The following is a 26,954-nucleotide window of genomic DNA, read 5'->3' as shown; positions in this document are numbered from 1 at the left end:
ACTGTTTTCAGTTGGTACCAGTGGTGCCGGTGGTGCCAGTAGTGCCGGTAGTGCCTGGAGTACCATCATTACCGCCACCGCCGCCGCTGTTGGAGGCAGCAACGCCTACAGCAATGAGGCCAGCGCCAACCGCCAAGCCAGTGCCAACGGTTACCCCACCAGCGATCGGTGTGGACAAGCTCAGCGGAGCATCCGCTTTAGGCGCCGACGCAGCTTTTGCAGGTGCTGTTTCAGCAGCCATCAATGGGAGGCTGATGGTGGTTACGAGGGCCAAAGCCAGTAGTTTTTTCATAATCGTGCTCCTTGAAAGGATGATCCTTGAGTGGTTATTGGGTAAGGGTATTTCAGTAAGCATTTGTAATGCAAGCTAGAGCTGCTGATTCATGGTTTTTTGAGAAATTTTCAGTTTGTGTATCTCCGAAATCCGCCGAATTACGAAGGACAAACCCTTTAATCGGGCCTTGACTGGCGCCAGAAAGCGGACTGGAGGGTGAAGTCGCTGGTTTGCGTGATTTTTCAGTAACTACCGCGTCAGTGGCCGTAACCCTGCGGATTGCCTAACTGCCAGCGCCAAGTATCCGTCATCATGTCCAATAAATTTCGCTTTGCGCTCCAGCCCAGTTCTCTCGTTGCTTTTTCAGGGGCGGCCCAGCACTGGGCGATATCGCCGGATCGGCGTTCTACCACTTGATACGGTACTGCCCGACCGCTCGCCTCCTCAAATGCCCGAATTATTTCCAGCACGCTGTAGCCGATCCCCGTGCCGAGGTTCCAGATGTTCACCCCGTTTGTCTGGAGAATTTTTTGTAGTGCGCACAAATGTCCGTCAGCAAGATCCTGAACGTGTATGTAGTCGCGAACCCCGGTGCCGTCAGGCGTCGGATAATCATTACCGAACACTGAAAGATGCTTGAGCTTGCCAATTGCGACTTGGCTCACATAAGGGAGAAGATTGTTAGGGATGCCATTGGGGTCCTCTCCAATGATCCCGCTTTCATGCGCACCGACTGGATTGAAGTAACGTAGAAGACCTACACTCCAACGTGGATCCGAAAGACTTAAGTCTCGGAGCACGTCCTCTACCATCAGCTTCGAGCGGCCGTAGGGATTTGTGGGAATACCAGTGGGAAAATCTTCACTAATCGGCATTTGTGTCGGCTCACCGTATACGGTGGCAGAGGAACTGAACACTAAATTGAAAACACCTGCACGCGCCATCGCATTAAAAAGTGAGATGCTACCTACGACATTGTTGTCGTAGTAATTCAGCGGCATCCTAACACTCTGACCTACAGCTTTCAGTCCCGCGAAATGCAGTACTGCTGAAATACGATGTTCGTTGAAAAGATCGTCTAATATTTGCGAATTGCGGATATCACCTTCAATGAATGTCAGAGACTTACCGCAGATGTCCTCAACTCTGCGCAACGCAATATCAGAGCTGTTGCTAAGGTTATCAAGTACCACTACTTCGAGGCCAACTTCCAGCAACGCAAGGGTCGTATGTGAGCCGATAAAGCCGGCGCCACCAGTAACAAGGATTTTCTCAGTCACGAAAAAAGCATCCATTCTTTATCAGGAATATGAATCAGCGCCACTCTTCAGGATAACTCGCTTTCCAGTCTGAAAGCGCCGACTCCAAGGTGTACTGATATGTGTAACCATTTTCCACTAAAAAGTTAGGTAAGATATTATTTGAGCGAACTAATTTGCGTATTCTCACAGGGCTGAACGGATGTACAATTCTTAAAGGGCGCGCAATTAGTTCAATCGAATAAGCAAGTGAAAGTATAAGTGGGTAGGGGACCGACGGGACTTTCCGCTTTATATTTGCCACTTGGCATACAGCTTCTACATACTCTTGAATGGAAGGTCCAGGATTCATTGTCATATTGAATAGAGAAAAATTTTCACCTTGATTTTTCTGACGTTCCAATACCCACGACATTGCGGCGCAGAGTTCTTTCACATACGTGCCAGCTTTGCGAGTGTCGCGGTTGCCCATATAGAAAAAATAACGCTTGTTTACGGCCTTAATTAGGCGAGAGACATTACCGCCTTCTCCCGGCCCAAATACGACACCAGGCCTAACTATCACGAGATGTCGCTGGTCCCTTTCTCGCGCAAGCCACGCTTGATGAATTTTTTCGGCGACTAATTTCGAGGCACCATATGCGGTGGAGGGGACTGGGAGAGAGCGCTCGTCGCGAGAGGCTTCACTGGGACCATATGGGGATATCGAACTCGTAAAAATAATATTTTTGCAGCTTATCTGCTCAGCCCAATTGCAAACGTTTTCAGCACCCAGCAAGTTAGTTTCAAAGTATTCACTATCTTCGTGGCCTGGTTCCCGATGTACCGCTGCGAAATTTGCGATTAAATCAACCTGTTCGCTGGGTTGCCAAGCAATCGTTTTACGCAAGTCACCATTTACTTCGACGATTTCGGGCGTATCTTTTAAAAGTATATGGCGGAACGGGAAGAGTTTATCTTTGACTTGCTGCTTGTCATACAAGTAGACCTTGCCAAAGTTTGATGTTTCAATGAGGTGCTTGGCAAAAAACAAACCGATAAATCCCGACCCACCAAAAATAACAGCAACTTTCATTTTTTGATTCCTATTTTCTTTTGTGGAGTCAAAGCTGTTTTACTCCCTTGAGTTTTCTCTCGAGCAGTCCTATTGCCTTTTTCAAGAGATTCTCACCTTCGAGATTAACCACTGGTAAAAATTTAATTTGGTCGGCGGGGATGTTATGCTCGACCCAAACATTTAACAGCCGTTCAGCCAAAAAGCCGAAGACACGGCCCTGGTAAGGTCCGTAATCTTGGTATTGAATCCGTTTTTGAGCTTCAAAGAGTATTGAAAAGAGCCATTCACAATAATTATTAAAAGGTTCTGAGTGCATAACAAACATATTGTATAAAGAAACTTTTTTACGGCTCATCACTTCGGTGAACGCCGGCGAGTATTGAGGATGATATTCTTGGATGATTTCTTCTAGGGTGTTGAGATCATTAATGTAGTGCGCGTTTTCGTAGTGTTTGCGAATAGATTCAATCCAGTAGTTTCTGGGTTTCGAAAGTATGATTTTGTTGTCTTCCAAAAACAACGAGAGCTCTGCAGAAGTACAGATATCCTTCCCGGATATTTGGATTGAATTTGAATCCGATTTAAAATATCTGCGGTAATGTACCAGTCCGTAGATGTCCGATTTTCGACTCTTCCAAAGCCAATAAAGACCCGTTAGCTCACAAAAGTTTTTGTTTAGATGAGAAATATTGTCTCCAGTGTCGTCGCCCGTAAATCCTAAAGCGGCCGCGCTGGTCGCTCGCCCTACATGTATCGGCATGTAGCCATCGTCATGGGGGAATTCGTAGCTTTTGTGGGCTGCAACCATTATTGAAATATTGTGGTTGATCATAGAGGCTCCACAAAAAAAGCTGGGATCGGATTTTTGGATTCTACTGCCTTAAGAAAGTTTTTTGCGGTATGCAACGCTTCTGCGATAGTAACATCCATGTCTAAATAGCGATAAGTTCCAAGACGTCCAACGAATGTGACATTCTGTTCTGCTTTAGCCATGGCAACATATTTTTGCAATAAGCACTGCTCGCTGGATAAGCGTATTGGGTAATAAGGTATGTCTCCAGGCGAGCACTCGCGGCTGTACTCTCTAAACGCTACTGTGCCGGAATGTGACTCCCAAGGTGCGAAAAATTTATGCTCCGAAATGCGGGTGTGTGCAACAGACTCATCGCCATAGTTCATAACGGCGCATCCTTGAAAATCCCCACTATCTCGAATTTCTTGAAAATCTAAAGTCCGGTAGCCGAGACGGCCCTCACTGTAGCTAAACCAACTATCTAACGGACCGCTGAAGAAAACATGATCATAATCAGTTGTATCTTTTTTTAGAATCTCACGATCAAGTTCGATGGTGATATTAGGGTGGTTCAAGATTTTCTCAACTATCGGTGTGTAGCCATCTTTCGGCATACCTTGATATTTATGATTGAAATAATTGTCATCATAGTTAAAGCGGATAGGTAGCCGTTTCAATATACTAGCCGGCAATTCGGTGGGTTCAAGGCCCCATTGTTTTTTTGTATACCCCTTGAAAAACGCATCGTATAATTCTCGGCCAACGAAGCGAAGTGCCTGTTCTTCAAAGTTTTCTGGATTCTCAATTGTTTGATCGCCCAAAGATCGAATGAGTTCTTTAGCTTCTGCTGGGTTTAAAGCCTTATTAAAGAATTGGTTGATTGTGTGCAGGTTGATAGGGAGGGAAAACACAGAATTGCCTACTGTCGATTTTACTCGATTGACATAGGGCATGAATTCCGTGAATTTAGATATATACTCCCAAACTTCTTGATTGTCAGTGTGAAATATGTGAGGGCCATATTTGTGAATCATAATTCCTGTTTGCGAATCGCGTTCCGAATAGCAATTGCCAGCAACATGACTGCGAGAGTCTACGATTTTGACTTTGAGGCCAGCGTTCGCCAGTTCTCTCCCAATGACAGCTCCAGAAAATCCAGTGCCGACGATTAAAATTGTTTTCATGTTAACTCATTTTAAATTTGGTTGGTTTGTGTGAGTACGCAACTGCGATGAAAATAGAGAAGAATGGGTTGTTTAGTGTCAGTCCGTTGAGCGCCATTAGCATTATGATGATGAATAGTCGAAGGTTGATATCTTGTTTTTTAACTGATTTCCAAAAAAAATAATAAGCTGCAGACGAAAATACTCCTAATTCAAACAAAAGCTGTCCATGAATGGAAAGAATTCTACCGCTGCCGAGGTTTTCTGGTCGATCAATGTAATTGATCCAATTAAAGTAACTAAAATATTTAATTAGATATTCATACTGTACAAATGTCCATTGGAACAATCCATAGGGGAGTCCGAAGTTGTCAAAAAAAGCTTTGATTGGGATTACTATGTTAATGACTCTCAAGCCAAAACTTTGATCCCTTTCTGCGAGCAATAGCGGAGCTCGAATAAAATCGATAAGTATTCCGCCCATTCTACTGTCTTGGAATACTACTAAGAATATAGCTATAAGTGATAGGGCGAGAGCGCAAACGATGAAGAAGTGCAATGGCTTCTTTGAAAGTAGAATCCCTAGGATAGCTGCAGTATATATGACGCCGACAGAAGATTTTGCCACAAATAAAGTTAGAACCAAAGTTGCTAATATATATTTTGTGTTGTTTTTATTAAGAATGTATAGCGTCAAAGAAGTGAGTATCAGTGCGAGTGAGAAGTATGCTGGTTCAGTGGCCAGGGAAAGGCTTCCTCGCCCTGTGGTAAGTATCAGTTTATCCCTCCAGAATGTGAAGGCCTGAGGGTCCAAGACTTGTATTAATCCCACTATACTCCATGCTGAAAATATAACCTTTAAACAGGATTCTAAACTTTTTGGACCTAAGTGTTCATAGGCTATATTTACCGCCATGGTTATAAAAATTATGCTGATGTATCCGTAGAATCCGCGGATAAAATAATATCCGTCAAAACCGAAGAATAAAGTATGGAGAACCATCATTGTTATTATAAATACAATGGATCGGAAATATAACGAGTCAATTCTCTTTTTTTGAAAAAGGGAGGCGCCTACAACAAAAATTGAGAGGAGCAACGGAATAGGTTGCACATCAGATTCTGTGCCAATTCCAAATGGTTTCAAGTAAGGTTGAGTTATTATTGCAATAAAAATAAGGAATAATATTTTAGTTAAGTTGCGATTGTCATTGTGCTGAATGATCGACGGCATGAGGTTTAATTCTATATGCGATGAGTTTATCTTTGCGTATCTGACGCAGGACTCGCTAAGATTCGGCGCAGAATTCTTGAAGGTGCATGAGCTGATACTCAAAGAAAACGTTGCATTCGATTTTAGTCGGACTATTTATGTGGTGTTGCTGAATTTCGCGCCATGAAATAGGTTTGATGCCCACGTCTCTAAATGCAACCTCGTAAGCTGAAATACTGTCTAAAGTTATGAATTGTATTGTTCCTCCAAGGTGTGCTATCTCAAATGCCATTGTTGAGAAAGCACTAATGACAGTATCCTGTTTGTTTAGCTGTTCCATGAAGTCTCGAGGACTATCATCGTTGATTGCTATGTTTTGTGATCCGATCTCGTTGACGTAGTCATAGTTGTCCCTTGGATGTCGTCGGATTATGATGTCAGTTTTAATTTCCGAAGAAATTTCCAATAGTCTTTTTATTATTTCTATTTGTTCAAGGTGGGCTTCGGGTTTGTTGTGTTCTTTGTAAGCTTGCGTTAAGTAAAATATCCGACGTGGAGCGTTTGTTAATAGTATTCTAGTGTTGTCCTCAAGCCATACTGCTCCAATTGATTTGATTCTATCCGAAGATATAGAGCGGGCTTGCAAGAAATTAGAGTTAATTGGTGTGCTGATGAAGCATGCGTCTGCGTGATATGGGTTTAGGTGTCGATTTAATATTCCAAATTTTTTAAATTTGAAGTAAATTTTGTCTGATAAGCTTGAAGGGTTTTTACTATCGGGGTGTAAGGATCTTATATATGAGCCATATCGGACTTTTGTAATTAAGTGAGCAAGCCTGTTTCTCAGGCAGGGCGAGCCGAGTAATACTGTAATATTATTGTTTCTAATGATTTTTATGAGATTTATTGTTTCTATGATTTTTGTTATTGATTTATTGATTAATTTATTTTTTTTCGCTGTGTTTTCGTAGTGCGGTTTAAAAATCATGTGCTCGAGTTTGGCGTCATTTAATATTGTTGTCAGCTCGCTTAACTCTTCGTCCGTTTCTGTACTCACACATATCATGACTAGTTATCCTCCTATTTTATTAGTTTCAGACTAGTCGCTGTGTTGGCGGTAATGTCTTCTGCCGCTATTTTTCCAATAACCTGATCAAGGTGCTTTGGAGCAAGCCCATGTCCTGGTCTTACGCTCCTAACAACATCTTTGGTTATTAGCTCACCAGCTTTGATGTCTTTTGTAAAATACAGAGAGCGACGAAATTTTACGTTTCCTTGTTCGCTCGATTTGCGACCGTAATCGATCATGCCCAAAGCTGACCATGCAGTCTTAGCATCCCGACAGAGCGCAGTAAGCTCAGTTGGTTCTAATGAAAAGCTATCGTCTGGCCCGCCCCCTCTACGATCGAGGGTGAAGTGTTTCTCGACTATGGATGCCCCAAGTACCACGCTGGCTATCGCAGTGGTGTTATCCAATGTATGGTCAGACAAGCCAGTTACTAAACCGTAGCGCTTCATCATATCTGGAATTGTAAAAAGATTGTAGTCCTTCGCTGGAGCTGGATAGCCGCTGACACAATGAAGAATCGCTAATTCCTTGCATCCACCTTCATGCGCTGCATTTACCGCTTCTTGGATTTCATCAACATCGGCCATGCCGGTTGAAATAATCATCGGTTTTCCAGTACTCGCTACATACTTTATAAGAGGCAAATCAATCGCTTCGAAAGAAGCGATCTTGTAGGCTGGAGCGTTTAGGTCCTCTAATAAATCGACGGCGGTGTTGTCAAATGGAGAGCTGAAAATTGTAATGCCGATCTTGCGCGCGTGCTCAAAAAGAATTTTGTGCCAGGACCAAGGCATGTGTGCTTCTTTATAAAGTTGATAAAGGGTTTTCCCGTCCCAAAGACCTCCATGGATCTGGAAATCCTCAGAGTCGCAGTTCAGTGTAATTGTGTCAGCAGTGTAAGTCTGCAATTTGACCGCGTCGGCACCCGATATTTTCGCTTCTTCAATAATTTTTAATGCGGTTTCTAACTTTCCATTATGGTTAGCGGAAAGCTCGGCAATTATATAGGGAGGTGCGTCCGCTGCAATGCGACGACCCGCGATGCTGATACTTGGAATTTTCGACATGGTAAAATCTCTTAATTATTTAGTGGCCACTGAGAGGCGAACAGTCCGAAACATACAACATCGTGATAGAGTTCGCCGTCGAAGTGATGACTGCGCAATATACCTTCCTGTTGGAAGCCAAGACTCAGGTGGAATTTTATAGAGCGCTCGTTATACCACAGTGCCTGACCGCAAATTTTGTGAACTGCCGCTTCGTCAAAGGCGTATCGCAACGCGGCCTCGCCTAATTTTCGACCTGTACCTCGCGGAGCATCCGGTGCTGCGTAGAATCCCCACTCAGCTATGCCGCCAGGACCTATTTTGTAGATATTTATAAACCCAAGAGGAATGTTATCGTATTCGAAAACAAGGAGATATCGGTTGGTATCCTGAGACCCTTTTTCGAACCATAAAGTGTGATCGGCGAGTTTGATTGTATTTTGGGTATACATATAACGGCGTACATCTTCGTGATTACGCCACGCCAGTACTAATTCTAGATCCTCCCGGGTCATTGGCCTTACCCGGGATCGTGTCGGTACGCTTTCAGTCAATTGAGAGCTCCAGGTGTTGGATGACGGCGGGAACTCCTTGGCCATTCGCTATATCGGTGGCGGCCAAGCTCATATGTTCTCGCAGGCTTGGCGATTCAATAATCTTGTTTAGCATGTGAGGAAGCAGCAGTAAAATTTCCTCTGGGCCTTTTAGTAATTGAACTGCGCCAGCTTCCTCAAGGCCCTCTGCAACTTTTCGCTGATTGCTGGCCAGTACCAGCATGAGAGTTGGTAGCCCAAGGCAACAGCGCTCCCAAGAGGTTGCCCCAGCGGCGCCTATTGCCAAATCGCTATCGGCCATCAGTTGAGCCATATCGGAAACCGCCGCCTTTACGCTGGTGGGCCAACGCAATTGTGTGGCTTGCAGTCGAACCTCCGATAGCCAAGGGGCACTTGCACCCATCACCACCGTAATTTGGCAGTTGCTGGGCAATTCTGAGGAATTCAGCGCCTCTAGAACTTTTCCTGTGGCGTTATCCTTGTCTACTCCGCCCATGGTGATGAGTAGGTTTTCGAGTTTAGAATCTTTCCTACGATCCAAACTGTAGTTCCGGAGGTTCGCGAACTCTGGTCGTAGTAACGAATATTCCGAGCCGCAGAGCAACGTGCAATCATCAGGGACCCAAGGCGCGTAGTCCCCGGTATTCCGCCCGAAAGTCTGATCAAGCACAAGATCGGCTACATGATGGCGATCAGCTAGATCATCTATCACCATTAGTTTTTTATAATGCGCTTTTAATTTGGTTTCCCAGCGATAGTCAAGTGCATAGTGGTCAACGATTAGCCAATCAAGTAGGGTTTCGCCGAAAATCGCAGTGCAGTCTGCAGCGTCATCTAGCTGAGTGGAGGCCAACCAACTGGAGTGCTCAAGTTCTTTTTCTGCTGTTGATTCATGGGTAACCTTTGAGACTGCAGCTTTTGGTTCCTTGATGGGCAGCACTACAACTCGGAAGCCTTTGCTTCGGACGACCGCAATTAAGTTGCCTTCATGCTCACGGCAGATAAATTCGCATTCGCTTCCTTTCAACGTGAGCGCTTGGGCGAGTGTAATGCAACGCATAACATGCCCGATGCCTATTTCAAGCGAAGCATCAACTCGAAAAGCGATCTTTAACGGTTGCTTATTCACGGAGTTTGCGCCTGCATAGCCTTGAACAACCATTCAGCTCGTATCCAGTCTTCCATGGTATCAATGTCTTGCACGCGATGACGCGGTAATGCCACAGGAATCGAGGCAGGGCTAAAGATCATACGGCCTTGCAGCCAGGCTTCAGCGGTACCCCAGTAGAACTGTCCTGCGTCATGAAACGCCTCTTTAAGGTCCTGAGAGCGGGTATTGAAATTTTCAGGATTGAACATCTCCACCCGTCCTTCGGAGTTTAGGTGAATAGCTCTCTGAATCGGAAAGGCGTAGCTAGTGACCGAAAAGGCGTAATCGCAGCCGGCTTCAGTAAGTCTATCGAAACCGCGTCGGATATCCTCGAGGCTAACGAATGGGGCGGTCGCATATAGGCAGCAAGCTTGCTCAACTGTTTGACCCCGTGCGTTGAACCACTCAATGGCATGCCGTATTACCGGAATCGTCCCGGTATGATCGTCGGATAGCTCCGCAGGACGAATGAAGGGTACTGTGGCTCCGTAGTGACGAGCCACTAGGGCTATCTCTTCATCATCGGTAGAAACTATTATCTGATCAAAACACCCGCTTTGCAGTGCGGCCTCTATGGACCAGGCAATCATCGGCTTTCCGCAGAACAGTTTGATGTTTTTGCGCGGGATGCGCTTGCTGCCTCCGCGGGCAGGGATGATCGCCAGTTTCATGCCTGCGTCACCTCGCGCAAAGCATCAACCACTTGGTCCTGCTGCGTTTCGGTCATGGTTGGATACATCGGAATGCTGATAGCTTCGCCGTAGTATCGCTCTGCTTCAGGGAATTGACCGGTTTTGAAGCCCATCTGCTCGTAGTACGGTTGGGTGTGCACAGGGATGTAGTGCAAGTTAACCAAAATGTCCTGTGCGCGTAGCGCTTCAAAAACTTCGCGATGGTTTTTTTTGATTTTGTCCAACTGCAGACGGATCACATAAAGGTGTAGGCCCGAGTAGCTGTCTTGGTGCTGCCATGGCGTAGTAACCGGCAGATCTGACAAAAGATCGTCATAACGCTTAGCTAGTACATGGCGTCGGGCCACGTATTGTTCTAGGCGAGTCACTTGGCTTGCGCCCAAGGCACCTTGAAGGTCGGTCATTCGGTAGTTGTATCCAAGATCGACCTGCTGGTAATACCAAGGGCCTTCCATTTCCTTAGTCATCAGCGCGGCATCACGCGTAATGCCGTGGCTGCGCAACAGATCCATGCGTCGGGCCCAGTCGGCATTGTTGGTCAGTGCCATGCCACCTTCAGCGGTAGTAATAATTTTGACTGGGTGAAAACTGAAGACGGTGATGTCGCTGTACCGACAATTACCAATAGGCTCACCTCGGTACTTACCACCAATGGCGTGAGAAGCGTCTTCGATTATCTTAAAGCCGTAGCGCTGAGCTAAAGCGTGAATTGCTTGCATATCGCACGGTTGGCCGCACAAATGTACAGGCACCACGATTTTAGGCAGTTTGCCTTCTCGTTCCGCTAGCTCAAGTTTGCGTTCCAGTGCTTTCGGGCAAAGATTGTAGGTTCGCGGGTCGATATCGACGAAATCGATCTGCGCGCCGCAGTACAGCCCGCAGTTGGCAGACGCCACGAATGTTACCGGCGTAGTCCACAGCCAATCGCCAGCACCGAGACCCAGCGCCAGGCAGGCGATATGTAGCGCTGACGTAGCACTATTAACAGCCAAAGCGTGCTTTGCGCCGACGTGGCTGAGCACTGCCTGCTCAAATCGCGGCACCATGGGGCCTTGAGTGAGGTGGGGGGATTGCAATACTTCCAGAACGGCATCGATATCCGTTTGAGTGATGTCCTGGCGACCGTACGGGATCATGTATCAGATGCTCCCGATTTTTTCGTGGTTGCGATCGATCCACGTGGCCAGCATTTCATCGCTCATCCATTCGCTGTTGTTGTCGCTAGCGTAGACGAAGCCTTCAGGCACTCTTACACCATCTTTGATGCGCTTAGCACAAGTGGCCCAGCCGTTGATGGTTGGGAGGATTTTGAAGTGTTCTGGATATTCGTAAGTGTAGTAGGCGTCTTCGGCGCTGATCATCTGCTCATGCAACTTCTCGCCGGGTCGGATGCCAACCACTTCCTGTTGTGCTTCAGGTGCAACCACACGAGCGAGGTCGGTGACCTTCATCGAAGGGATTTTTTTAACGTAGATTTCACCGCCTTCCATATCCTCAAAGGCATGCCAAACGAGTTCTACGCCCTCCTCGAGAGAAATCATGAAGCGGGTCATGCGATCGTCGGTGATGGGTAATACGCCTTTGTCCTTGATCGACATGAAGAACGGAATTACCGAGCCGCGGGACCCCATGACGTTGCCATAGCGGACTACGGAAAAACGAGTGTCATGGCCTCCTGCATAGGAGTTACCGGCAACGAACAGTTTGTCCGATGCCAGCTTGGTCGCGCCGTACAGGTTGATCGGGCTGCTGGCCTTGTCAGTAGAAAGCGCGACAACACCTTTGACGCCTTTGTCAATGCAAGCGTCGATCAAATTCATGGCGCCGTTGATGTTGGTTTTTACGCATTCGAACGGGTTGTATTCGGCGGTTGGAACAATTTTGGTGGCGGCGGCATGGACCACATAGTCGACACCATCCAGTGCGCGGTATAAACGATCCTTGTCGCGCACATCGCCGATGAAGAAACGAACGCGGGAGTCGCCTTCGAACTTCTTAGCCATGTCCCACTGCTTCATCTCATCACGGGAGAAGATGATGATCTTCTTCGGGTTGTACTTGGCCAGCGTCATTGGCACAAAAGTGTTGCCAAACGAGCCAGTGCCGCCAGTGATGAGGATGGTTTTGTTGGTGAACATTCAACGAGTTCCTTGGTTGAGGCCTGGTGTTATTCAGGATTGAAATAGGCGGTATTTTGCGGGTGTCAGGGCGAAGTACGCCCAAGACTTCCAGAACAGAATTAGAGCAAAAGTAGCGCACATGCCAAGCGGTACTGCGAGGTATGGCCAATGTGTGGAAGCCAGCCACGTCGCCGGGATGAAACAAATTAAGCTAGCAATATGGCTGTGGATAATTGGGCGATCTTGACCTTGGGCGTACAATGCAAAGTGAGGAACCATGCCGATGGCATAGAGCAGCGTTGCCAGCAAAAGCCACTGGAATAGATTTTTATGTTCCAGATAGAGAGGCTTGTCCAACCAGTTAAGTAGTGGGTCTATCACTGCAATCGCAATCAGTGCAAAGGCTACTGTCAATACCAAGGTTTGGATTAGCATTTTTCGGATTCCTTGGCGAAAAGCGGCTGAATCCTGTTTGTTGTGAGCACTGATTAAGGCAGGGTAGATAAATGCGAATACACCAGCATCAAGGAACGACATTAGGGCGTTGCAAATCCCTATATATAATATGTAAGCCCCGAGAACATCGAGCCCTGCTAGTGATCCGAACCAATATCTATCTAGAGTAAATACGGCTCGAATAGCAAGTGTCGCTAGTAAGAGTGGAATGGCGATTTTCAGGCCCTTCCATATCCAATTCCAATCAACCTCTTTGTGCCATCCTGATATCCCAAGGTGATTGAGCCGGTAGATACCAAGCAGGAGTGCCAATATTCCGCCAACTGTCCAAGCAGCCATTACAACGTCCAGCGAGCGGGCTGCTGGTGTAACGAACATTAATGCGGTGACAGCTACAGCCCAGATCCCTGATCGAAGAAATAACACGGCACTTGCCATGAGCTGTTCTGAGATGGCAATCAACAAGCGCCCTAATTCTTGCGTCAGATGCTCAAGCACCAATAGCGCAAAAAACCAACCTGCAACATGCCAAGGCAACAACCCTTTTAGGAATACCAAAATTAAGAGCGGTAGAAATATTGCATATAGCACTAAGGAGAGGGCCCCTTGGTCTTTTAAAAGCCCCCCCCATTCATTACGGTCGCATTTTAATATTTCACGCGTGGTGAATGTGTAGAAATCGAAACCCAGTAGGTAAAGGGCGTAGCTAATGGTGGCCGATAGCAGGCCGTAAATTCCAAGTTCAGCAGGCTCAAGAAACCGTGCAAGAAAGAAGATCAACAGGAACTTGCTGCCTAAAGTCACTCCGCGCAGAGCGATGTTGATCAGTCGGGTAATTTTTTTGGTTGGCATTCAGTGGCTAATGTTTGGTTCGATTTAATGGCTTTCCTACTGCTTACGAGTAGTGCGTGTAAAGCTAGTAGATATTTTTGGACAATAAGGTAAAAGGAGTTTTTATCAATATTTTTATGTCCAGCCACAGTGACCAGTTATTTATGTAGGCAAGATCCAGTTCTACGCGCTTTTGCATCTTGTCGATGGTTTCAGTTTCCCCCCGAAAACCGCTGATCTGGGCCAGCCCAGTGATTCCTGGTTTAATCCGATGACGAGCCATATAGGCGTCGATCTTGCCCGTGTAGTAATCATTATGGGCGACGGCATGAGGGCGGGGGCCAACCAATGACATGCGTCCTTGCAGAGCATTGAAAAGTTGCGGTAATTCATCTATTGAAGTTCTGCGAATAAATTGACCTACCCGGGTGATGCGGGGGTCGTCACGACTGGCCTGTTTGACCTCCTTGTCGTCGTGTAGTCGCATAGATCGGAACTTCCAAACCTTGATGATCTTGCCGTTCCAGCCATGGCGTTTCTGCTTGAACAGTACCGGGCCGGGCGATGACCACTTTACGGCAACGGCGGTGGCTAGCAGCACTGGGCTGAGCAATAGGATTGCTATCAGCGCAACGGACCGATCCATTACTGCTTTAGAGAGTGCTGCTGTCGGATAGGATGTCAGGGGGCTTTCATTCAGATGGATCGCGGGTAGTCCGCCGATTTCCGATACGGAGTGGTTAAGCAGAATCAGGCTTTGCAGGTCAGGAATCCAGATCACATCTACACTGGAATCTAGGAGGTCGATGTACAAACTCTCAATCTGCTCGGCTTCTGCTAGTGGCAGCGCGATGTAAAGGCGTCGAATGCGGTGCGTTGCGATTAAGTCACGCAGGTGAGCCAGGTTGCCAAGGATGGGGTATAGGCCGTTACCTGGTAACGGTTGGTCGTGCGCTGCTACCAAACCGATTAAAGGTTCATTTTTTTGCCGAGCCAGTTTGTCCGCGAGTTCGAACGCAAGTTCGCCAGTGCCAACGATCAACGAGGTGCGCTCGGCTTGTAGTTTCTGCTGATACCGCTTGGCGAGGTTATGTAATGGCACATATAAGCAGGCTTGCAGCGCGAAGCCTGACAACGCGAGGGTGATTATTACCTCGCGGGAGAAAAGTTCGCTGGTTTTAGTGACAAAGGCCATAACCATCAAACCGGAGAGCAGCGCCAACCAGCCGGCCATTAGGCGGCCTAGCCCAACGAGATAGCCATGTTGTTTGTGATAGACCTGCATCATGGAGTACGCCGGGACAGAGCCAAGCAACATGAGCACACAAAGAACGCGATACTGAGTATCGACTTCGCCTGTTTTGATCATCGCCAGTGCGCAAAGCAGGAGGATGAGTACGGAGATGGCTGCCACCCATTGCGCCCAAAAGGTAAGTCCGCGGCCTGCTGGCATGGTGGTGTGACGCTTGCGAATCAAGATAATGTCCCTTGCGTTGAAATGGGCATAGCCATCCAGGCTGTGCCCGCTGTAGGGAGGATTTATCTCCGTCCAGCTGGAAATACTGTTTGGGCCTGTGGCACAAACCGGTCGTTGTCGTTGCGTTCCCCGTATCCGTGGCAGGGGCCGCGCTTGCCTTGGCCAATATCAAGGTTTTGGGCACGCTACCGCCCCAGGATTCACCGTCGATTTCCTGAGAACGTGCGCCGTGGGTGCGACGTGAGCCGTATGCGCAAGCGCTGGCAATTTTTTGGGGTGAGGATCAATCAGGCAGGCCGAGTCTGGGCTCGTTTAATGGCAAGCAGAGGAGATGAGTCTGTCCTTGACTGCTGCACAACGCGAGGTCTGTGCAATGGCATCCTGCCGGAGTGAGTTGTAACCCTCAGCCGACGGCGCATTTTACTGATTTGGTGGGAAAAGTGAAGGGTAAAACAGTTTTTTAGGAAATATCCTATAGGCAGAACTGTGTGTTTTGAGTATTGGATCACAGCAGTTGTGTCGAGAGTAACCGGCGAGTCATGGGTTTTGAGGTGGTGGTGGTGGTTGTTTTGGGTGCGGAGGACGCGGGTGGGGCATCGAAGAAAGGTCGTGTGGCACGTGTGGAGAATGGTATTGCGGCTCAAGTGAGTAGTGTTGCGATGGGGTTTAGATCAAAAGATCGCAGCCTTCGGCAGCTCCTACCGGGGGGGGGGGCGGGCGGCGGGGGAGGTGATGGATTGTTTTTGTTTTTTAGGTTGAAGCGGTGTCAGGTTTTTTCTATTGCGGTGATCGGGACGCTTAGGGTGTGTTCGCGTTGCAGGAGTTGCAGGAGGATGACGATGCGTTCGGCGCCATCGTGGGAGAGGAAAATGGCCTCAAGTTCTTTGTAGCTGCCGCTGGTGATGCGTACGTGGTCACCTGGCTCAAGAGCTAAGGAATCTTGGGGAGTTTCGGTGAGTTGATTTTGAAGTCTTTTTCGGAGCTGTTCGATAAGTTCGTCTGCTACTGCGATGGGCTGTTTGCCGAATGTGACGAGTTGATTTACTCCGCGAGTTGAGCGGATGGGATGCCAGTTGTCGTTGAGCTGGTCGAGTTGGATGAACAAATAGCCAGGGAATAATGACTCCACTGAAGTGGTGCGGCGGCCACGTTGTATGCGTTCTACGTGTTGAGTGGGGCGGTAGCACTCGAATGCTTGGCGCGTCAGGTTCTCCTCGGCGCGCGAGTCTTGTCGTGGCTTGCATTGGATCAGGTACCAGCGGGGTGGCGGGTGCTGAGGAGGCATGCGATGGGCTCTCATGGGTAAATCAGGGCAGCGGCGCTGCCCTGATATCCGGCGCTACTTTTTGTCTGACGCGTATTCGTACTGGTAGTAGCTGTAGCTGCCGTAGCCATAGGCCGAAGCTTTTCGTTCCACGGCGTTGAAAATTGCACCTTTGACGACGATGCCATTTTGTTCGAAACGACGCTTGGTGACCTGAATTTCCTTGGCTGCGTTTACGCCGAAACGAGTCACGATCAGGCTTGTTCCTGCTTGCCGTCCGACCAGTGCAGCATCGGTAACCGCCAGGATTGGTGGCGTGTCGATGATTACCAGGTCGTACTGGGCGCTGACTTTTTCCAGAAACTGGGTGAAGTTACTGTGCATCAACAATTCCGACGGATTTGGTGGGATCTGCCCGCGGGTGATGACGTGCAAGTTTTCCACTTCCGTTGAGTGAGTCGCTGATGTCAGATCTATCTTACCTGCCAGCAAGTCAGACAAACCATTGCTCACGTCAATTCGGAACAGTTTGTTCAGATAGCCTTTACGCATGTCGGCATCGACCAGCAAAACCTTCTGCCCGGCCTGGGCTATGATGGCGGCTAGGTTGCACGAGACGAAAGATTTTCCTACCGCAGGGCTTGGTCCGGAGATCATCAGAATGTTGTTCTTTGCCTCAAGAGTTGCGAAGTGCAGGCTGGTGCGTAAACTCCGCAAAGATTCAACAGCGAGGTCTGCAGGGTTGTTAACCGCCAACAAAAGTGAACCTGTACTGGCGCGGCTGTTGCCTTTCAAGCTTGCTTCAATCAGGGATTGGCCCTTGCTGAGGGGGATCGAGGCATAAACCGGAATGCCAAGTTGCTCGATGATCTCGGGGTCCTCTACGCCGCGATTCATAGCTTTGCGAAGTAACACGAAACCAACTGCTATAAGTGCGCCTAGTAAGGTAGCAATGAGTACTATAAGAGGCTTTTTAGGCTTAACTGGTTTCTCTATATTCGCATCAGCCGAATCAATGATCCGGACGTTCCCGACTGTGCCCGCCCGAACGATGTCCAGCTCTTGGGTTTTATTTAGCAGTTGCGTATAGATTTCAGTGGTCACCTGCATGTCGCGAGCCAAGCGCAGCAACTCCTGCTGGGTTTCCGGCAGGTTCTTCACCTTTTTCTCAAGACCGCGCTTTTGTTGATCCAGTTGGCCCATTTGAGTCATTAATGCCTGATAGGCTGGATGTTCGCGAGTAAATCTGTGCTCCATTTCTGCTTGTTTCAGCTTAAGCTCAGAAATAAGAGTTTCAAGTGCTACGATTTGATCGAGCACAGCTTTGGTTTCGATAGTGATGTCTACAGAGCGGGCGCTGGTCTGGTAAGCGTTTAGCTGCCCCTCTGCTTGCTCTAACTGTTTACGCACATCCGGCAATTGCGTGCGGAGGAACTCAAGGCTCTGCGCCGCCTCTGCGGAGTTACGCTGTACGTTTTGTAGTACGTATAGTCGGTTGATTTCATCCAGCACGTTATTCGCTAGTACTGGATCTTGATTTTCAAGCGAAAGAGCGATGATGCCCGATTCTTTGCCGCGCTCACTGGCCGACACATCTTCTTGGTATTGTAGAATAGTATTGAGGCGACGCTGCTTGATGATATTGAACTGGGCGCCAATATTGGCTTTGAGTGTGGCGACTTGCAGCTTAAATCCATTCTGATCAAGCTTCTCTCCAACCTGACCACTGAGAAGTACTTCGTCGTCATCGTTGAGCAATGTCAAATTGTTGTTGCCTTCAGCACGTATCGTCAGATCCTTACCTAAGTAGGCATCCGGTACTTCGAGTTGAAAAATGTCTAGCTTTTCTCCTCCCCAGGTAAAGCTGTTCAGGCCTAACAATGGTGAAGCCAGCGCATTCTCGGTTGTTGGCTTATAGTGTCTGCTCAGAAAGTGCCCAATCAACGGGAAGTAGTTTGGTTCGTTAATGATATCGAGCTTGAGATTTTCTACTGCCTTACCCAGTACTGCTCGTGATTTAAGCAGTTCAATTTCAGTCACTGCCGGAGAAGTACCACCGAACATGTCATTCATTTCAGCCATGCCACCAAGAGCAGCCATACCACCTTTTTTTCCTTCTACCTGCACGAGCGCGTTAGCCTGGTAGATGGGAGTCGCGAGAAGAGCATAAGCAACACCAACCACGCAAAAGAACGCAGTAATCCCGATAATAATCCACTTACTATCAATCAAAGTGCCGAATAGCGCGAGCAGATCGATGCTGTCATCGTCGTCGCTGTGATCCTGAATAGGTAGGCTGTTTTGGCTTGGCATGCGGGGTACTTTTACAAGAGGTGATTATAATTTTTGCGACCAGCTGTCGACGCCTTGCGTCATCAACTGGTAGACGTGTTCGAATGCGACTTTCTGCTGGCGGTACGGGTCGGGAATTTCCTGGTTGTTCTGCCACTTGCCTAGCAGGAACGTCTTTCCGCGTACTTCCGGGGCCATTCGCGCGATGCTGTCCACGTGGCGCTGTTCCATGGTCAGTATTACATCGGCCTGTTGCAGCATTTCTCGAGTCAATTGCCGACCTTTATGGTCTGGCAGGTCGCCGCCGTGTTCGCGCAGGACTTCCAGCGCGGTGGCGTCCATGGATTTGTCCACGAGGGCGCCGAGGCCGGCTGAGCTTACGTCGATGCCGCGATGGGCCAGCTTGCTTTTAAGCAGGGCTTCTACGGTGGGGCTGCGGCAGATGTTGCCGATGCATACAACCAGGATTTTATTGAACATAGGGCTGCGCAGGTTACGGAAACGAGTGTGGTGACCGCACGGGCAGCAGGAGGAGGGGGATGGAATTCCTTTCCAGCGCAACAGTACGGCCTTCTCCGGTGCACTAATGCTGCCGGGGCCATTTTAAAAGCGTGCACTCTAGTGGCGTAGGGGGGGAGGGTCAAGGCTCTGTAGGAACTTTCTGTCATACGGGCGTTCGGTTGACCGCCCTGGCTATCCCGCCAGCATTGGGTACGTGAACAACCCGAAGTGCAGCAGGTTTAACCCGAAGTGCGCGGCGATGGCGGCGGCCAGTCCGCCGAAGCGGTAGGCCAGGCCGTAGCCAATGCCGGCCAGGGTTGCCAGCAGCACCCACTGCCAGCCGGCGCCCCAGTGCGCCAGCCCGAAAACTGTTGCAGCAAGTAACACGGCGAGGTATTCGCCGTACGGGAGGTGTTTGACCCGTTGGCTCAGGCCGCCCTGTATATAGCCGCGGAACAGGGCTTCTTCTACCAGGGTGACTAATAGCAGGTTGTTGAGGAGCCAGATGCGCGCGACGTCTGGCCATTTGGGGGCCCATTCGATGATGCCCAGCAGCCATGCGCAGGTGAAGGTGGCGAGTGCGGTGAGGGTCAGGGCGATGGCGCTGGTTTTCAGGGTTGGGCTTAAGGCGCGCTGGGCGATGATCCAGGGGCAGGCGAGCAGGAGCCAGAAGCCGAGCAGGGGTTTGTCGAGGTTCAGGTACATCGAGAAGGGCACGGCGTTTTCGCTGAAGTGTTGGGGCTCGATGACTTGGGCGTTGTGGAAGCCGGGCAGGTAGTGGAGGGCCAGGGCTATTGCGATGAGCACGAACAGGCTGTGGCCTAGGTAGCGGGCGTAGCGGTGGTTTTGGGGTTGGACGGCGAAGCCGGCTAGCAGGAGCAGGGTGATGGGGATGCTGGCCTGGAGGGACAGTTGACCGTAGGTGAGCGCCAGGACGTAGCCGGCGGTGAGGAGTGTCAAGTATGGCCAAGGCATTACGAGCATGAACATTTCCTTGTTTCAGGTTAGCTCGCTTTAGTGTGGGGCATTTAGGCAGATAGGGTCGTGGATCCTGCATTTCAAAATTGTTGACGACACCGAGTACTAGCTGCGGTTTGACCCAAGCACCGGTGCTTTTAATAGCGCGAATACTGAGCACAGGGATATATCGTTAAGCTCCATCGCGAGCAAGCTTGCACCTACAGTGGATGTGTTTGGTCGTGGGAGATTGGTTGGCTGTGAGGGCGCCATCGCCAGCAGGCTGGCTCCCACAGTGGTTCGAGTGCATTCAAGTCACTGGTTGAAAGGGCTCCAGGCGCCGTTACCGAAGAAACAGGGCCTGAAGCACCAACATCGTCCGCAGTTACGAAGCAATCAACTGGCGCAGCACGTAATGCAAAATCCCTCCGGATTTAAAGTACTCAACCTCATTTAGCGTATCAATTCGGCACAGCACATCGACCTTCTCGCGGCTGCCGTTTTCCCGGGTGATGACCAGGGTCAGGTTCATGCGTGGGGTGAGTTCGACGCCGGTCAGGCCGAGGATGTCGAGGGTTTCCTTGCCGGTGAGGTTGAGGTGTTTGCGGTTTTGGTCGAGTTTGAATTGCAGGGGCAGTACGCCCATGCCGACCAGGTTGGAGCGGTGGATGCGTTCGAAGCTTTCGGCGATGACGGCTTTGACGCCCAGCAGGTTGGTGCCTTTGGCGGCCCAGTCGCGGCTGGAGCCGGTGCCGTATTCCTGGCCGGCGATGACGACTAGCGGGGTGCCGGCGGCCTGGTAGCGCATGGCGGCGTCGTAGATCGCGACTTTTTCGCCGGTGGGGATGTAGATCGTGTTGCCGCCTTCTTCGCCGCCGAGCATTTCGTTGCGGATGCGGATGTTGGCGAAGGTGCCGCGCATCATCACTTCGTGGTTGCCGCGGCGCGAGCCGTAGGAGTTGAAGTCCCGGGGATCCACGCCTTTGCTGCGCAGGTATTGGCCGGCGGGGCTGTCGACCTTGATGTTGCCGGCGGGGGAGATGTGGTCGGTGGTGACGGAGTCGCCGAGCATGGCGAGCACCCGGGCGCCGGCGACATCCTTGACCACCGGGGGCGGGCCGCCGATGTCGTCGAAGAACGGTGGGTGCTGGATGTAGGTGGAGTCGGCCTGCCAGACGTAGGTGGCGGCTTGCGGCACTTCGATGGCTTGCCATTGTTCGTCGCCGGCGAACACTTCGGCGTATTCCTTGTGGAACATGGCGGTGTTGACCTGGCTCACGGCGTCGGCGATTTCCTGGGTGCTGGGCCAGATGTCACGCAGGTAGACCGGGTTGCCGTCGTGGTCGTTGCCCAGGGGTTCGCTGCTGATGTCGGTGCGCACGGTGCCGGCCAGCGCGTAGGCGACCACCAGTGGCGGTGAGGCGAGCCAGTTGGTTTTCACCAGTGGGTGCACGCGGCCTTCGAAGTTGCGGTTGCCGGACAGCACGGAGGCGACGGTGAGGTCGGCTTTCTGGATGGCTTTTTCGATCGGTTCCGGCAGTGGGCCGGAGTTGCCGATGCAGGTGGTGCAGCCATAGCCGACCAGGGCGAAGCCGAGTTGGTCGAGGTATTGGGTCAGGCCTGCGGCCTTGTAGTAGTCGGTGACGACTTTCGAGCCGGGGGCCAGGGAGGTTTTGACCCAGGGTTTGCGGGTCAGGCCTTTTTCCACGGCTTTTTTCGCCACCAGGCCGGCGGCCATCATCACGCTGGGGTTGGAGGTGTTGGTGCAGGAGGTGATGGCGGCGATGACCACGGCACCGTTTTTCAGGCGATAGGTGTGGCCGTCGTATTCGTAATCGGTTTCGCCGACCAGGTCGGCGTTGCCCACGGCCACGCCACCGCCGCCTTCACTTTCCAGGCGACCTTCTTCCTTGCTGGTGGGTTTGAATTGCAGGTCGATGAAGTCGCTGAAGGCCTGGGCGACGTTGGGCAGCGAGACGCGGTCTTGCGGGCGTTTGGGCCCGGCGAGGCTGGCTTCGACGCTGGACATGTCCAGGGCCAGGCTGTCGGTGAATGCCGGTTCTTTGCCCGGCAGGCGCCACAGGCCCTGGGTTTTGCAGTAGGCCTCGACCAGCTTGACGGTTTCTGGCGGGCGGCCCGAGAGGCGCAGGTAGTCGAGGGTGACGTCGTCCACCGGGAAGAAGCCGCAGGTGGCGCCGTATTCCGGGGCCATGTTGGCGATGGTCGCGCGGTCGGCCAGGGGCAGGTCGGCGAGGCCGTCGCCGTAGAATTCGACGAATTTGCCGACTACGCCTTTCTTGCGCAGCATCTGGGTGACGGTGAGCACCAGGTCGGTGGCGGTGATGCCTTCCTTGAGCTTGCCGGTGAGTTTGAAGCCGATGACTTCCGGAATCAGCATGGATACCGGTTGGCCGAGCATCGCCGCTTCCGCTTCGATACCGCCGACGCCCCAGCCGAGGACGCCGAGGCCGTTGATCATGGTGGTGTGGGAGTCGGTGCCGACCAGGGTATCGGGGAAGGCGTAGGTGCGGCCGTCTTCATCTTTGGTCCAGACGGTGCGCCCCAGGTACTCGAGGTTGACCTGGTGGCAGATGCCGGTGCCCGGTGGCACGACGCTGAAGTTGTCGAAGGCGCTCTGCCCCCAACGCAGGAAGGCGTAGCGTTCGCCGTTGCGCTGCATTTCGATGTCGACGTTCTGCTCGAAGGCGCCGGCGGTGCCGAATTTGTCGACCATCACCGAGTGGTCGATGACCAGGTCCACGGGGGACAGCGGGTTGATGCGTTGCGGGTCGCCGCCGGCCTTGGCCATGGCGGCGCGCATGGCGGCCAGGTCGACCACGGCGGGGACGCCGGTAAAGTCCTGCATCAGTACGCGGGCGGGGCGGTACTGGATTTCCCGATCGGAGCGGCGCTCTTTGAGCCAGGCGGCAATGGCCTTGAGGTCGGCGCCGGTGACGGTCTTTTCATCTTCCCAGCGCAGCAGGTTTTCCAGCAGTACTTTCAACGACATGGGCAGTTTGTCGAGGTCACCGAGGCTCTTGGCGGCGTCGGGCAGACTGAAATAATGGTAGGTCTTGTCGTCGACTTGCAGGGTTTTGAGGGTTTTCAGGCTATCGAGGGACGGCATTACGATCACTCCTTTTGATCCGCACGGCTACGGACTGAGGGGACGAACTGAGGTCTTAACCTAGTCCTGTTTGCGGCTTAACGCTAATAACTGGACTCTATGGACAGGTCCAAGGTTCCGAACTCGGCTATCATGCGCCGGTTTTCGTGACAGGCTTTGCTTCAACGCAAGCCTGGGCATCGCGCAGTGGCTGAATTCCTCGTCATCTGCCCAGGAGTAATAATGAACACCCTCTTTATGCATTGCCGGCCGGGCTTCGAAGGCGAAGTCTGCTCCGAGATTTCCGAGCATGCGGCCCGTTTGAACGTGGCCGGTTATGCCAAGGCCAAGACTGCCAGCGCCTTTGCCGAGTTTATCTGCACGGAGGAAGACGGCGCCGAGCGCCTGATGCGCGGGCAGCGGTTTGCCGATTTGATTTTCCCGCGCCAGTGGGCTCGCGGGATGTTTATCGAGCTGCCGGAAACGGATCGCATCAGTGTGATCCTGGCGCACATGGCTGACTTTCCGCTGTGTGGCAGTTTGTGGCTGGAGATGGTCGATACCAACGATGGCAAGGAGCTGTCGAATTTCTGCAAGAAGTTCGAAGTGCATTTGCGCAAGGCGCTGATGGCGGCGGGCAAGTTGGTGGAAGACCCGCTCAAGCCACGGTTGCTGCTGACGTTCAAGAGTGGGCGCGAAGTGTTCATGGGGTTGGCGGAGTCGAACAATTCGGCGATGTGGCCGATGGGCATTCCACGGTTGAAGTTTCCGCGCGAGGCGCCGAGTCGTTCGACGTTGAAGCTGGAGGAGGCTTGGCACCACTTTATCCCGCGTGATCAGTGGGATGAGCGGTTGCACAGTGACATGACCGGTGTGGACCTGGGTGCGGCGCCGGGCGGCTGGACCTGGCAGTTGGTGAACCGCGGCATGCTGGTGACGGCGATCGATAACGGGCCGATGGCGGAAAGCCTGATGGAAACCGGGTTGGTGCAGCATTTGATGGCGGATGGTTTCACCTTCAAGCCCAAGCAGCCGGTGGACTGGATGGTGTGCGACATCGTCGAGAAGCCGGCGCGCAATGCGGCGATGCTGGAGGAGTGGATCGGCGAGGGGCATTGCCGTGAGGCGGTGGTGAACCTGAAATTGCCGATGAAGCAGCGCTATGCCGAGGTAAAGCGCTTGCTGGAGCGGATTGCCGAGGGCTTCAAGGCGCGGGGGATTCGGGTGGAGATTGGCTGCAAGCAGCTGTACCACGACCGGGAAGAGGTGACCTGTCATTTGCGCAGGATTGATGTAAAAAAGCCCAAGTCCCGCTAACCCCACCCCCCGTAGGAGCTGCCGAAGGCTGCGATCTTTTGATCTTGATGTTCAGCAGCCTTGAAAGCCCAAGGTCACGATCAAAAAAATCGCCCCCCGGTAGGAGCTGCCGAAGGCTGCGATCTTTTGATCTTGATGTTCAGCAACCTTGAAAGATCAAGATCACGATCAAAAGATCGCAGCCTTCGGCAGCTCCTACGGGGAGCGTGTTATGCCACAGATGACCCAGCACGCGACATTGCGCGACAATGTCGGCCAGTTTCAGGAGTGAATCATGAGTGAAATGCTTGATACGCCGGTCGACGGCACCCTCGACGCCACCGGCCTCAACTGCCCGGAACCGGTGATGATGTTGCACCAGCACATCCGTGACCTGGTGCCTGGCGGTCTGCTGAAGGTGATTGCCACCGACCCGTCGACCCGGCGTGACATTCCCAAGTTTTGTGTGTTCCTCGACCATGAACTGGTTGGGCAGCATGAAGAGGCAGGGACCTACCTCTACTGGATTCGCAAGAAACTCGCTTAAGCAGCTCGCTTGAGCATGGATGAGCACCTCGTGGGAGCTGGCTTGCCAGCGATGGCGATGGTGAATGTGGCACCGTCATCGCTGGCAAGCCAGGTTTCTACAGGGTGATGCGGATGCGGCGGCGGGCGCTGCGGGTCAGGCGGATGGAGAGCATCAGTGCGGCGCAGCTCAGGCCGACGATCAGGCCTTGCCATAGCCCGCTCGGGCCGCTTGGTTCGCCGAACCAGTGAGTGAGGCCTAGCGCGTAGCCCACGGGCAAACCAATGCCCCAGTAGGCGAACAGGGTCAGGATCATCGTTACCCGGGTGTCCTGATAACCGCGCAGGGCGCCGGCTGCGGTGACCTGGATCGCGTCGGAGAACTGGAACAGCGCCGAGTACACGATCAGCATCGCCGCGACATGAATCACCGTCGGGTCCGAGGTGTAGATGGTCGCGATCTGCTCGCGCAGCAACAGCATCATGCTCGCCGAAATGCACGCATACGCCAGCGCGGTGCCCATGCCGACGCCGGCGGCGAACCTTGCTTCGCGCGGTTGCTCGCGCCCGAGGGCCTGGCCGACGCGTACGGTGACGGCCATGCCCAGGGAGTAGGGGATCATGAACACCAGGGAGCTGAAGTTGAGGGCGATCTGGTGCCCGGCCACGACGGTCGCGCCGAGGCTGCCGATCAACAGGGCGATCACGGCGAAGATGCTCGACTCGGCAAACACCGCAATGCCGATTGGCAGGCCGATGGAGAGCAGGCGCTTGATCACCGACCACTGCGGCCAGTCGAAGCGGCTGAACAACTGACTCGACTGATAAACCGGCGCCCAGCGTTCCCAGCCGGCCATGCCCAGGGCCATCACCCACATCACGATCGCCGTGGCCCAACCGCAGCCAACGCCACCCATGGCGGGCACGCCGAAGTGGCCATAGATGAAGATGTAGTTGAGCGGGATGTTCAGTGCCAGGCCGCACAGGCCCAGGACCATGGCCGGACGGGTGCGCCCCAGGCCGTCGCTGAAGCAGCGCAGCACGTGATAAAACGCAACCGCAGGCAGGCCGCTGGCAATGCCGTGCAGGTATTGCATGCAGGGGCCGATGAGTTCGGGGTCGACGTTCATCAGGTGCAGGATCGGCTCGGCGCTGAGCAGCATGCCGGTGGCCATCAAACCTACGACCAGTGCCAGCCACAGCGCCTGGCGCACGATCGGGCCGATTTCGCTGTGGGTGCCGGCGCCAAAGCGCTGGGCGACTTTCGGGGTGGTGGCGAGCAGGGTGCCGGTCATCAGCAGGAACACCGGCACCCAGATCGAGTTACCCAGGGCCACCGCCGCCAGATCCCGCGGCCCGACCCGGCCGGCCATCACGGCGTCGACGAAACCCATGGCGGTGGTGGCCAGCTGCGCGATCATGATCGGCAGGGCCAGGCCCAGCAGGTTTTTCAGCTCCAGACGCACCCGAGCCGGGCGGGTGAGGGGGGTGGTAGAGGCGTGGTCAGTGGCGGAATTCAAGGCGTAACGTCCAAAGGTATTGATGCGCGAGGCGGGGCATTCTACGCGTTGACGCAGTGGTCAGGAAAATAGCTATGTTGGGGATTTGTAATTGCACAAAAACCATTCCCTCATCCCGCCACAGTCCCCGTAGGAGCTGCCGAAGGCTGCGATCTTTTGATCTTGGCTTTGACGGGTTCGAATGCCCCGAAGATCAAGGTCAAAAGATCGCAGCCTTCGGCAGCTCCTACGGGGGTGGTTGGTTAGTTTGAATGTCCTGGGATCAACGTCAAAAGATCGCAGCCTTCGGCAGCTCCTACGGGTGGTGAGGGATCGGTGCTAGGCGGTGGGTGGCATCTG

The 26,954-nt window shown here is 52.0% G+C and carries 23 protein-coding genes; 2 read left to right on the top strand and 21 right to left on the bottom strand.

The features are described 5' to 3' along the window. Positions 1-7: 7 nt before the first annotated feature. The 20 genes from AAEZ05_RS22080 to acnA form a co-directional block, all read right to left on the bottom strand. A complete protein-coding gene (locus tag AAEZ05_RS22080) occupies positions 8-292 on the bottom strand; it encodes a hypothetical protein (RefSeq protein WP_350648874.1) in 285 nt (94 codons plus the stop codon). Positions 293-531: 239 nt separating this feature from the next. Further along, positions 532-1,554 (bottom strand): UDP-glucose 4-epimerase GalE, encoded by a 1,023-nt coding sequence (galE, locus tag AAEZ05_RS22075; RefSeq protein WP_350648872.1) that lies wholly within the window; start codon positions 1,552-1,554, stop codon positions 532-534. A gap of 34 nt (positions 1,555-1,588) precedes the next feature. After that, entirely contained in the window at positions 1,589-2,608 is a 1,020-nt protein-coding gene (locus AAEZ05_RS22070; RefSeq protein ID WP_350648870.1) for an NAD-dependent epimerase/dehydratase family protein, read from the bottom strand. Between the two features lie 28 nt (positions 2,609-2,636). Continuing rightward, positions 2,637-3,422, bottom strand: coding sequence for a DUF4422 domain-containing protein (locus AAEZ05_RS22065; RefSeq protein ID WP_350648868.1), 786 nt, complete (start codon positions 3,420-3,422; stop codon positions 2,637-2,639). Next, positions 3,419-4,567 carry a UDP-galactopyranose mutase gene (gene glf / locus AAEZ05_RS22060; protein ID WP_350648866.1) on the bottom strand — a complete coding sequence of 383 codons (1,149 nt, stop codon included), beginning with the start codon at positions 4,565-4,567 and terminating at the stop codon, positions 3,419-3,421. The genes AAEZ05_RS22065 and glf overlap by 4 nt, the downstream gene beginning before the upstream one ends. 1 nt (position 4,568) lies before the next feature. Further along, positions 4,569-5,780, bottom strand: coding sequence for a hypothetical protein (locus AAEZ05_RS22055; protein ID WP_350648864.1), 1,212 nt, complete (start codon positions 5,778-5,780; stop codon positions 4,569-4,571). Between the two features lie 55 nt (positions 5,781-5,835). Further along, positions 5,836-6,816: a hypothetical protein gene (locus AAEZ05_RS22050; protein ID WP_350648862.1), complete on the bottom strand. Its 981-nt coding sequence runs from the start codon at positions 6,814-6,816 to the stop codon at positions 5,836-5,838. A gap of 23 nt (positions 6,817-6,839) precedes the next feature. Next, a complete protein-coding gene (gene pseI / locus AAEZ05_RS22045; protein WP_350648860.1) occupies positions 6,840-7,895 on the bottom strand; it encodes a pseudaminic acid synthase in 1,056 nt (351 codons plus the stop codon). 11 nt (positions 7,896-7,906) lie between these two features. Beyond that, positions 7,907-8,428: a UDP-4-amino-4,6-dideoxy-N-acetyl-beta-L-altrosamine N-acetyltransferase gene (pseH, locus tag AAEZ05_RS22040; RefSeq protein WP_350648858.1), complete on the bottom strand. Its 522-nt coding sequence runs from the start codon at positions 8,426-8,428 to the stop codon at positions 7,907-7,909. Continuing rightward, positions 8,421-9,557, bottom strand: coding sequence for a UDP-2,4-diacetamido-2,4,6-trideoxy-beta-L-altropyranose hydrolase (gene pseG / locus AAEZ05_RS22035; protein WP_350648856.1), 1,137 nt, complete (start codon positions 9,555-9,557; stop codon positions 8,421-8,423). Before pseG ends, pseH begins: the two co-directional genes overlap by 8 nt. Next, positions 9,554-10,249 (bottom strand): pseudaminic acid cytidylyltransferase, encoded by a 696-nt coding sequence (gene pseF / locus AAEZ05_RS22030; RefSeq protein ID WP_350648854.1) that lies wholly within the window; start codon positions 10,247-10,249, stop codon positions 9,554-9,556. The genes pseG and pseF overlap by 4 nt, the downstream gene beginning before the upstream one ends. Then, positions 10,246-11,406, bottom strand: a complete 1,161-nt coding sequence (pseC, locus tag AAEZ05_RS22025; RefSeq protein WP_350648852.1) for a UDP-4-amino-4,6-dideoxy-N-acetyl-beta-L-altrosamine transaminase — start codon at positions 11,404-11,406, stop codon at positions 10,246-10,248. The genes pseF and pseC overlap by 4 nt, the downstream gene beginning before the upstream one ends. A 3-nt stretch (positions 11,407-11,409) precedes the next feature. After that, a complete protein-coding gene (pseB, locus tag AAEZ05_RS22020; RefSeq protein ID WP_350648850.1) occupies positions 11,410-12,408 on the bottom strand; it encodes a UDP-N-acetylglucosamine 4,6-dehydratase (inverting) in 999 nt (332 codons plus the stop codon). 33 nt (positions 12,409-12,441) lie between these two features. Beyond that, entirely contained in the window at positions 12,442-13,698 is a 1,257-nt protein-coding gene (locus AAEZ05_RS22015) for a lipopolysaccharide biosynthesis protein (protein ID WP_350648848.1), read from the bottom strand. Positions 13,699-13,762: 64 nt separating this feature from the next. Then, positions 13,763-15,154, bottom strand: a complete 1,392-nt coding sequence (locus tag AAEZ05_RS22010; protein ID WP_502947787.1) for an undecaprenyl-phosphate glucose phosphotransferase — start codon at positions 15,152-15,154, stop codon at positions 13,763-13,765. Between the two features lie 766 nt (positions 15,155-15,920). Next, positions 15,921-16,439 carry a transcription/translation regulatory transformer protein RfaH gene (gene rfaH, locus AAEZ05_RS22005; RefSeq protein WP_350648846.1) on the bottom strand — a complete coding sequence of 173 codons (519 nt, stop codon included), beginning with the start codon at positions 16,437-16,439 and terminating at the stop codon, positions 15,921-15,923. 54 nt (positions 16,440-16,493) lie between these two features. Next, entirely contained in the window at positions 16,494-18,731 is a 2,238-nt protein-coding gene (locus tag AAEZ05_RS22000; protein ID WP_350648844.1) for a polysaccharide biosynthesis tyrosine autokinase, read from the bottom strand. A 24-nt stretch (positions 18,732-18,755) separates the two neighbouring features. Beyond that, on the bottom strand, positions 18,756-19,190 hold the full coding sequence (locus AAEZ05_RS21995; protein ID WP_122838149.1) for a low molecular weight protein-tyrosine-phosphatase: 435 nt from the start codon (positions 19,188-19,190) through the stop codon (positions 18,756-18,758). Positions 19,191-19,403: 213 nt separating this feature from the next. Further along, complete coding sequence (locus AAEZ05_RS21990; RefSeq protein ID WP_350648841.1) at positions 19,404-20,195, bottom strand: CPBP family intramembrane glutamic endopeptidase; 792 nt, start codon at positions 20,193-20,195, stop codon at positions 19,404-19,406. 358 nt (positions 20,196-20,553) lie between these two features. Next, positions 20,554-23,295 carry an aconitate hydratase AcnA gene (acnA, locus tag AAEZ05_RS21985; RefSeq protein WP_350648839.1) on the bottom strand — a complete coding sequence of 914 codons (2,742 nt, stop codon included), beginning with the start codon at positions 23,293-23,295 and terminating at the stop codon, positions 20,554-20,556. A gap of 222 nt (positions 23,296-23,517) precedes the next feature. On the opposite strand from acnA, the gene rlmM reads away from it, so the two are divergent. Next, positions 23,518-24,591, top strand: a complete 1,074-nt coding sequence (rlmM, locus tag AAEZ05_RS21980; protein WP_045062387.1) for a 23S rRNA (cytidine(2498)-2'-O)-methyltransferase RlmM — start codon at positions 23,518-23,520, stop codon at positions 24,589-24,591. A 274-nt stretch (positions 24,592-24,865) separates the two neighbouring features. Next, on the top strand, positions 24,866-25,117 hold the full coding sequence (gene tusA / locus AAEZ05_RS21975; RefSeq protein ID WP_045062389.1) for a sulfurtransferase TusA: 252 nt from the start codon (positions 24,866-24,868) through the stop codon (positions 25,115-25,117). Between the two features lie 97 nt (positions 25,118-25,214). Here the strand turns inward: tusA and AAEZ05_RS21970 are convergent, their stop codons facing one another. Beyond that, positions 25,215-26,615 (bottom strand): MATE family efflux transporter, encoded by a 1,401-nt coding sequence (locus AAEZ05_RS21970; protein WP_350648837.1) that lies wholly within the window; start codon positions 26,613-26,615, stop codon positions 25,215-25,217. Positions 26,616-26,954: the final 339 nt, after the last annotated feature.

The sequence above is a fragment of the Pseudomonas sp. HY13-MNA-CIBAN-0226 genome (genome assembly GCF_040310305.1).
GTDB lineage: Bacteria > Pseudomonadota > Gammaproteobacteria > Pseudomonadales > Pseudomonadaceae > Aquipseudomonas > Aquipseudomonas gregormendelii.
The sequence above is the reverse complement of the archived record's forward strand: the minus strand, read 5'-3'. Positions and strand labels throughout refer to the sequence as shown.

Bases quoted from the DNA above. Each gene is read 5' to 3' on its own strand.
- AAEZ05_RS22080 (WP_350648874.1), bottom strand. From the start codon at position 292: ATGAAAAAACTACTGGCTTTGGCCCTCGTAACCACCATCAGCCTCCCA.
- AAEZ05_RS22070 (WP_350648870.1), bottom strand. From the start codon at position 2,608: ATGAAAGTTGCTGTTATTTTTGGTGGGTCGGGATTTATCGGTTTGTTT.
- AAEZ05_RS22065 (WP_350648868.1), bottom strand. From the start codon at position 3,422: ATGATCAACCACAATATTTCAATAATGGTTGCAGCCCACAAAAGCTAC.
- glf (WP_350648866.1), bottom strand. From the start codon at position 4,567: ATGAAAACAATTTTAATCGTCGGCACTGGATTTTCTGGAGCTGTCATT.
- AAEZ05_RS22055 (WP_350648864.1), bottom strand. From the start codon at position 5,780: ATGCCGTCGATCATTCAGCACAATGACAATCGCAACTTAACTAAAATA.
- pseI (WP_350648860.1), bottom strand. From the start codon at position 7,895: ATGTCGAAAATTCCAAGTATCAGCATCGCGGGTCGTCGCATTGCAGCG.
- pseF (WP_350648854.1), bottom strand. From the start codon at position 10,249: ATGAAACTGGCGATCATCCCTGCCCGCGGAGGCAGCAAGCGCATCCCG.
- pseC (WP_350648852.1), bottom strand. From the start codon at position 11,406: ATGATCCCGTACGGTCGCCAGGACATCACTCAAACGGATATCGATGCC.
- pseB (WP_350648850.1), bottom strand. From the start codon at position 12,408: ATGTTCACCAACAAAACCATCCTCATCACTGGCGGCACTGGCTCGTTT.
- AAEZ05_RS22015 (WP_350648848.1), bottom strand. From the start codon at position 13,698: ATGCCAACCAAAAAAATTACCCGACTGATCAACATCGCTCTGCGCGGA.
- rfaH (WP_350648846.1), bottom strand. From the start codon at position 16,439: ATGCCTCCTCAGCACCCGCCACCCCGCTGGTACCTGATCCAATGCAAG.
- AAEZ05_RS22000 (WP_350648844.1), bottom strand. From the start codon at position 18,731: ATGCCAAGCCAAAACAGCCTACCTATTCAGGATCACAGCGACGACGAT.
- AAEZ05_RS21995 (WP_122838149.1), bottom strand. From the start codon at position 19,190: ATGTTCAATAAAATCCTGGTTGTATGCATCGGCAACATCTGCCGCAGC.
- AAEZ05_RS21990 (WP_350648841.1), bottom strand. From the start codon at position 20,195: ATGCTCGTAATGCCTTGGCCATACTTGACACTCCTCACCGCCGGCTAC.
- acnA (WP_350648839.1), bottom strand. From the start codon at position 23,295: ATGCCGTCCCTCGATAGCCTGAAAACCCTCAAAACCCTGCAAGTCGAC.
- rlmM (WP_045062387.1), top strand. From the start codon at position 23,518: ATGAACACCCTCTTTATGCATTGCCGGCCGGGCTTCGAAGGCGAAGTC.
- tusA (WP_045062389.1), top strand. From the start codon at position 24,866: ATGAGTGAAATGCTTGATACGCCGGTCGACGGCACCCTCGACGCCACC.